This is a genomic window from Parabacteroides sp. B2-S-102, assembly GCF_023656665.1.
Lineage (GTDB): Bacteria > Bacteroidota > Bacteroidia > Bacteroidales > Tannerellaceae > Parabacteroides > Parabacteroides distasonis.
Genome location: NZ_JAMOKM010000006.1, coordinates 258,492 through 265,173, shown reverse-complemented (window position 1 = coordinate 265,173; position 6,682 = coordinate 258,492). Strand labels below are relative to the sequence as shown.

Annotated in this window: 5 protein-coding genes; 2 read left to right on the top strand and 3 right to left on the bottom strand. The window is 44.1% G+C overall.

Annotated features, from left to right (window positions below; genetic code table 11):
* Positions 1–236 precede the first annotated feature (236 nt).
* The 3 genes from NBH07_RS10765 to NBH07_RS10755 form a co-directional block, all read right to left on the bottom strand.
* Entirely contained in the window at positions 237–2,582 is a 2,346-nt protein-coding gene (locus NBH07_RS10765; protein WP_005855004.1) for a transglycosylase domain-containing protein, read from the bottom strand.
* 86 nt (positions 2,583–2,668) lie between these two features.
* On the bottom strand, positions 2,669–3,724 hold the full coding sequence (locus NBH07_RS10760) for a YeiH family protein (RefSeq protein WP_009275901.1): 1,056 nt from the start codon (positions 3,722–3,724) through the stop codon (positions 2,669–2,671).
* A gap of 109 nt (positions 3,725–3,833) precedes the next feature.
* Positions 3,834–4,721, bottom strand: a complete 888-nt coding sequence (locus NBH07_RS10755; RefSeq protein ID WP_005855000.1) for a LysR family transcriptional regulator — start codon at positions 4,719–4,721, stop codon at positions 3,834–3,836.
* A gap of 81 nt (positions 4,722–4,802) precedes the next feature.
* Here NBH07_RS10755 and NBH07_RS10750 point away from each other — a divergent pair, with 81 nt between their 5' ends.
* On the top strand, positions 4,803–5,732 hold the full coding sequence (locus NBH07_RS10750) for a DUF5106 domain-containing protein (RefSeq protein WP_008780245.1): 930 nt from the start codon (positions 4,803–4,805) through the stop codon (positions 5,730–5,732).
* A gap of 8 nt (positions 5,733–5,740) precedes the next feature.
* Positions 5,741–6,538: a M48 family metallopeptidase gene (locus NBH07_RS10745; RefSeq protein ID WP_008773322.1), complete on the top strand. Its 798-nt coding sequence runs from the start codon at positions 5,741–5,743 to the stop codon at positions 6,536–6,538.
* Positions 6,539–6,682 lie beyond the last annotated feature (144 nt).

Genomic DNA, 6,682 nt, shown 5'->3' with positions numbered 1-6,682 from the left:
TGTGTCTATGTTATCAGTATGAAGTTAAAAGAAGTGACTACTATATCAGTATTACTTTATAACTACTGTCTACTGATTACGTTTATAAACAAAAAAAGTGTCTAGATAAATCAGGAAAAGACAGTTTCTATTGGAAGAAACAAAAGTTTCCTGCTGAAGAAACTTTTGTTTTGCTATAGGGAAACAAAAGTTTTCCTTACGGGGAATTTAAAAAAACTGTAATAGTCTGATTATTATCACTCAAACATCTTATCGATACCTCCCGTATCCGGTGGGGTCGTGGGGCTATCTTCCTCCCCTCCTTCGCTACATGGGTTTGCGTATTTCTCGGGGATCTCGAAAGTCTCGTCTTCCGAGTAGCCTAACGTTTTATCTTTATAAACCTTTTGCATATAAAGGGCGTAAATCGGTAACGCCATACTCGCTCCCTGCCCTTCCGCCAAGCGGTCGAAATGGATGGAACGGTCCTCGCCGCCTACCCAGCAGCCGGAAACCAAGCTAGGCGTAAATCCCATGAACCAACCGTCGGAGTTATTCTGGGTCGTTCCGGTCTTACCTCCCATCTCCGCCTTGATGCCGTAGCGGAAACGTACACGTCCTCCGGTACCACCGTCGATTACGCTTTTCAACATATGTAGCATCTTATAGGAAGCATCTTCCGTCAGCACCTCACTCATCTGTGGGGTAAAGTTCGCGATTGTATTTCCATATGAATCTTCTATACGGGTCACAAATAAAGGTTCTACCCGGATGCCCTTGTTGGCAAATACCGTATAGGCCCCGACCATCTCACCCACCGATACATCCGGAGTACCCAGACAGACCGAGATAACCGGATCGATATGATTCTTCAAGCCGAAAGAATGAAGCAAACGAACAAACGTATAAGGTGAGAGCTGGCTCATCAGATAAGCGGTTACCCAGTTATCCGAGTTCTGTAATCCCCACTTGATCGTAACCATCTCGCCGATTCGCTTCGCGCTGGCGTTACGGGGAACCCACAAACGACCGTTCTCGTCCATCAACTGCTGCTGCACATGTAGCATCTGGTCGCAAGGACTGATCCCCTCGATCATCGCCAACGAATAAAGGAACGGTTTCATGGTAGAACCGATCTGACGGCGACCGCCATTCACCATATCATATTGGAAGTCATTATAGTCAATACCACCTACATATGCCTTGACCTGCCCGGTGCGAGGGTCCATCGACATAAACGCCGTACGCAAGAAACTCTTATGATAACGAATCGAATCCAAGGGAGACATGATCGTATCGATCGGACCATCCCAACTAAACACACGCATATCGACAGGCTTCTCAAACTCCTTGCGCATATCGGCCTCAGCCATTCCACTCTTTTTCATCGCCCGGTAACGATCTGTCTGGTGCATCGCACGCATCAACATCGTGTCTACTTGACCGACACTTACGTCTCTTGAGAACGGAGCATAGCTACGTCCCTTCTTTTCCCGGAAGAAAGCCGGTTGAAGATCTTTACTCATATGCTCGCGGACAGCGTCTTCCGCATATTTCTGCATACGGGAATCGATGCTCGTATAGATTTTCAAGCCATCCGTATAAAGATTATAGTATTCTCCGTCGGCTTTTTTATTTTTGTTACACCATCCATATAATGGATTCGTCGCCCAAGATAATGAGTCCTCACTGAATTTCTGAGATTGCCAAGAGGCGTAATCCTTACGCTCCGGTTTCTTTGCAGTCATTGTCAGACGAAGGTATTCACGGAAGTAAGGAGCCAAACCGTCTTTATGGTCCATACGGGTAAAATGTACGACCAAGGGTAAAGCCTTCAACGAATCACATTCCGCCTTGGTTATGTACCCGGCCTTTTCCATCTGCTCCAAAACCGTATTACGACGGCCGATGGTACGCTTGTTATGGCGAACCGGATTGAAATAAGAAGGGTTCTTGCACATGCCTACCAACGTGGCGGCTTCCTCGATCTTCAAGGTTTTAGGGGTCTTCCCGAAATACACACGAGACGCGGATTGGATTCCCACGGCATTGTACAAGAAGTCAAACTTATTCAGATACATATTTATAATCTCTTCCTTTGTGTAATAACGTTCCAATTGAACCGCGATCACCCATTCGATCGGTTTCTGGAAAAGACGTTCCATCATATTATCGGCACTCGGCGAGAATAATTGCTTCGCTAATTGCTGGGTAATGGTACTACCGCCACCACCGCTTTTTTGCATCAAGATACCCCGCTTCACGATGGCACGAAACAAACCCTGCGCATCGATACCGCTATGTTCGGCGAACCGGATATCCTCGGTAGCGATCAAGGCTTTCACCAAATCCGGCGAAAGATCCTCATAATTCACGTAAATACGATTGTCTTTGCTATGCGCATAGGCTCCCAACGCCTTTCCGTCCGAGGAGATAACTTGGGAAGCATATTTATCAATCGGGTTCTCCAATTGTTCCACCGGAGGCATATAACCAATTGAACCATTCGCTATCGCCATAAACACCATTACCACCGCCCCTAATATAGCGAGGTATACTATCCAACAAGAAATAAGGATACCTTTTGTAATCTTTGATGCCATCTTTTTATATTTCACGGTATGGATAAAAGACTCATCTTATCCACAACGACCTATTTAAGATCACAAAAATAGAGGAAAATACGATCTTATGCAAGTTGAGGCACATATTTCGCCAACAAATAACCACCAGCTAGTAACCAAACATATAAAATAGCGGCCAAAACAAAGGGCTTAGCGCCAGCTTTCTTAAATTTCTCGATACTAGTCTCCGTACCAAGAGCAGTCATGGCCATTGTCAGCATGAATGTATCTACCTGATTGATCCCATCTACAACCGCATGAGGAAGCAAGTCGAGCGAATTGAAACCAATCACGGCCAAGAAACCAAACGCAAACCAAGGAATAGTGATCTTACCACGAGAAGGGGCAACGCCTCCGCCATTCCTCCCCCCGTTAACCACGGACTTCACAGCAGTTCGAGCCAACATGAAACTCATGACCACTAGCACAGGAGCTAACATCATCACACGAATCATTTTCACGATAATAGCCGCATCCGAAATTTCCTTTCCCATAGCGTTACCGGCTCCTACCACATGAGCTACCTCATGCAAGGTCGCACCCGTATAAAGTCCCATTTGCTCAGGGTCTAAATCAAGAATACCCGCACGGTACATCACCGGATAAATAAACATAGAAAGCGTACCGAAAATCACGACTGTCGATACGGCAACCGCCGTCTTATGAGCCTCGCACTTCACGACCGGTTCAGCGCCCAATACCGCGGCAGCCCCGCAAATAGCGCTACCCGTGGCGGTCAGTAAAGCAAGGTCTTTATCCATTTTCATCAATCGCCCCACCCAAACACCGATCAAGATGGTAAGCACCACGATCACCATATCGATCAGGATTGCCGGAAGGCCGATCGCAATCACGCTCTGGAAGGTCAGCTTAAACCCATATAGTACGATACCCGCACGAAGCACTTGCTTAGTACAAAACAGGATACCCGGAACCCACGTCTCCGGCAAATGGTTTCTCAGGCTGTTGGCGTACAACATACCTAAAATAATGCCGACAATCAGCGGACTGAATGACAATTGTTTAATAAACTGGAACTCCGCGATATAGAATGCGGAACAAGAGAAAAGAGCTATCAGCAAGACACCATGTAATACGTTACCTCGTTTTTCACTAAACATAATTATTGATTTATTTAGTACAACATATCATTATTTGATTTCGTTCGCGAAAGTACATATTTTCATCCGATCCCTTACTTCACAAGTTTTTATAGCGAATAACCTAAAGTTATTGCCAATGTTGACTGGCAAAACGCATGAAACTTTCTTCCATACCGCTGTTCTGTCCCTGCGGCTCCACAAAGGAGAAAGTCCGTTCGGCCTTAAAACCCTCAATATCTATCACTTTCAAACGTCCTGCCATCAGCTCACGTGTCACCGCCCGAATAGAAAGAATTCCCAAAGCATCGGAATTTTCCAAGAATAATTTGATACTCTCCGTACTACCTAGCTGCAATAATACGTTCAATTGCGACAGTTTGATCTGGTGTTTTGCTAAAGCCCCCTCCAAGACCTCAAGCGTACCGGAGCCGTTTTCACGAAGTACTACGGGCAAAGCACAAAGTTGTTCCAACGTCAGTTCGTCATAAGCAGCCAACTTAGACCCTACATGAGTGACAACCACTAACTCATCCTTCATAAAAGGTATATAATGCATCGTATTTTGACGGGTAGTTCCTTCCACCAATCCTAACGTTATTTTTCCATCTCGCAAAGCCAACTCTATATCCCGGCTATTCCCATTCAATACAGATACATGTATATCCGGAAACATCTTAATGAATAAAGCAAGCACGGGCGGAAGAACATATTGGGATATTGTCGTACTGGCACCTAAATGTAAATCCCCCAGAAAATTATTTGTCAACAGATTCATCTCGAAATCCAATTGACGATACGAAGCCAATAAGGAATGGGTATGCGAAAACAACAACTCGCCCGCACGAGTTAAACGGATCTGGCTACCTGTTCGTTCAAAGAGAGGTGTCTTATATTGAACCTCCAACTCATGGATATGCTTACTAATAGCGGGTTGACTAATGAACAACTCCCGGGACGCTTTCGTGAAACTTAGGTTACAAGCTACGCTATGAAATACTTTTAATCGAAAATCCATGATATTCTATCTTTTGCCGTTTTAATTTAACAAAGATAAAAATAATACTATATATTTGTGGATTGAAACATAAATATATGAATGAATATGAAATATCTATATGTTTTATTGTTGACGTTGACCGTCAATGCATGCAGTGGTCAACGCAATCAAAAAACGGAAGAATCCAATGTAGCGCCACCCACCTTTGAAATGGTCTCAGTCCCCACCCTAATCACAGACCCGGTGGAAAGGGCCGAATATTTAGTGAAACATTATTGGGATAAATTCGACTTCAAGGATACGACCTATATCCATGAACCTCAAGTGACCGAGCAGGCATTATCCAACTATATAGATTTGATGAACTATGTCTCGCCTGCGGCTATGTCTTCTTCCGTAAAAGCGATGATGAAACAAACAGAACAAGACAGTGCCATGTTTCAGTACTTTTCCGAGATGATGGAGAAATATCTATACGACCCGAACTCCCCCTTAAGGAATGAGGAAATGTATATAGCGGTATTGGAATATCTTACCGAATCCTCGTCATTAAGCGATGTGGAAAAGATACGTCCCGCCCATTTGCTAGAGCTCGCATTAAAAAACAGAATCGGGACGCCTGCGACCGATTTCACGTACACATTAGCGAACGGACAAACCGGGAAATTATACAATATAAAAGCGGATTATCTATTATTATTTTTCTATAATCCGGACTGCCATGCTTGTCAAGAAATAACCAGACAAATGGAATCGTCCTTCTTGATCAATGAATTTTCAAAAAGCAACAAACTAAAGATCTTAGCCGTTTATCCGGACGAGGATCTGGACGCATGGAAAGAACACGTTTCCGTCATGCCTAAAGATTGGATCAACTCATACGACAAAAGTGTTTCGCTTAAAAACGACGAGATCTACGACTTAAAAGCGATACCCACATTATACCTATTGAACAAAGAGAAGAAAGTATTGTTGAAAGATGCTACTTTTCAACAGATCGAAAATTATTTATCACAAACAACTAACTAATTTAAAACATGAAAAAAATCTTATTGTCCTTGGCTTTCTTAGCAGGAGTGAGCCTAACAGTTTCCGCCCAATTCAAGATTGGCGGCAAGACCATTAATACGAAAAAAGTGATTAATGCCGCGACTGATGTAGCGCATGCCGCTACTCTATCCGACGAGGATGTAGCCAAAATGGCAAAAGAGTACATCCAATGGATGGACACTCATAACGAGGTAGCGGGCCCGGATACGGAAATGGGACAACGCTTGGAACGCTTGACCGCCAATGTAAAAAAAGTTTCCGGCCTAGACTTAAACTTTAAAGTATATAATGTAGTAGATGTAAACGCTTTCGCCTGTGGAGACGGAAGTGTACGCGTATGTGGCGGATTGATGAAAATCATGGACGATGACGAGGTATTCGCCGTTATCGGTCATGAGATCGGGCACGTCGTTCATTCCGACTCTAAAGACGCCATGAAAAACGCTTACTTGACCTCCGCCGCTAAAAACGCCGCCGGAGCTGTAAGTGGAACCGTATCCAAACTGACCGACTCTCAACTGGGAGACATGGCACAGGCCTTGGCCGGCGCTCAATATTCCCAGAAACAAGAGTATGAGGCGGACGAATTCGGTTTCCAATTTTGTATAGATAACGGGCGAGATCCGTACGGAATGTCTAACTCATTAAATAAATTGTTACAACTGAGTGAGTCGGAAGCTAAATCGTCCAAGTTTATGCAGATGTTCTCAAGCCATCCCGAGACTCAAAAACGTGCCGATCGGGTAAAAGAGAAGGCCGATGAGTACGTGAAAAGCAAGCAATAACTGTTAACGGTCCTTTAGCAGGAAGAACTATTATTAAAATAAAGCTAACGTATCAAGGATTTACGCCACGAAATCATGCTGTACAACATAAAATACTATATATTTGCACCGTGTTTTTCATGGTATTAGATTTAAGGTTAGCAA

Coding starts and splice junctions, on each gene's coding strand:
- NBH07_RS10755 (WP_005855000.1), bottom strand. CDS start 4,721: ATGGATTTTCGATTAAAAGTATTTCATAGCGTAGCTTGTAACCTAAGT.
- NBH07_RS10760 (WP_009275901.1), bottom strand. CDS start 3,724: ATGTTTAGTGAAAAACGAGGTAACGTATTACATGGTGTCTTGCTGATA.
- NBH07_RS10750 (WP_008780245.1), top strand. CDS start 4,803: ATGAATATGAAATATCTATATGTTTTATTGTTGACGTTGACCGTCAAT.
- NBH07_RS10765 (WP_005855004.1), bottom strand. CDS start 2,582: ATGGCATCAAAGATTACAAAAGGTATCCTTATTTCTTGTTGGATAGTA.
- NBH07_RS10745 (WP_008773322.1), top strand. CDS start 5,741: ATGAAAAAAATCTTATTGTCCTTGGCTTTCTTAGCAGGAGTGAGCCTA.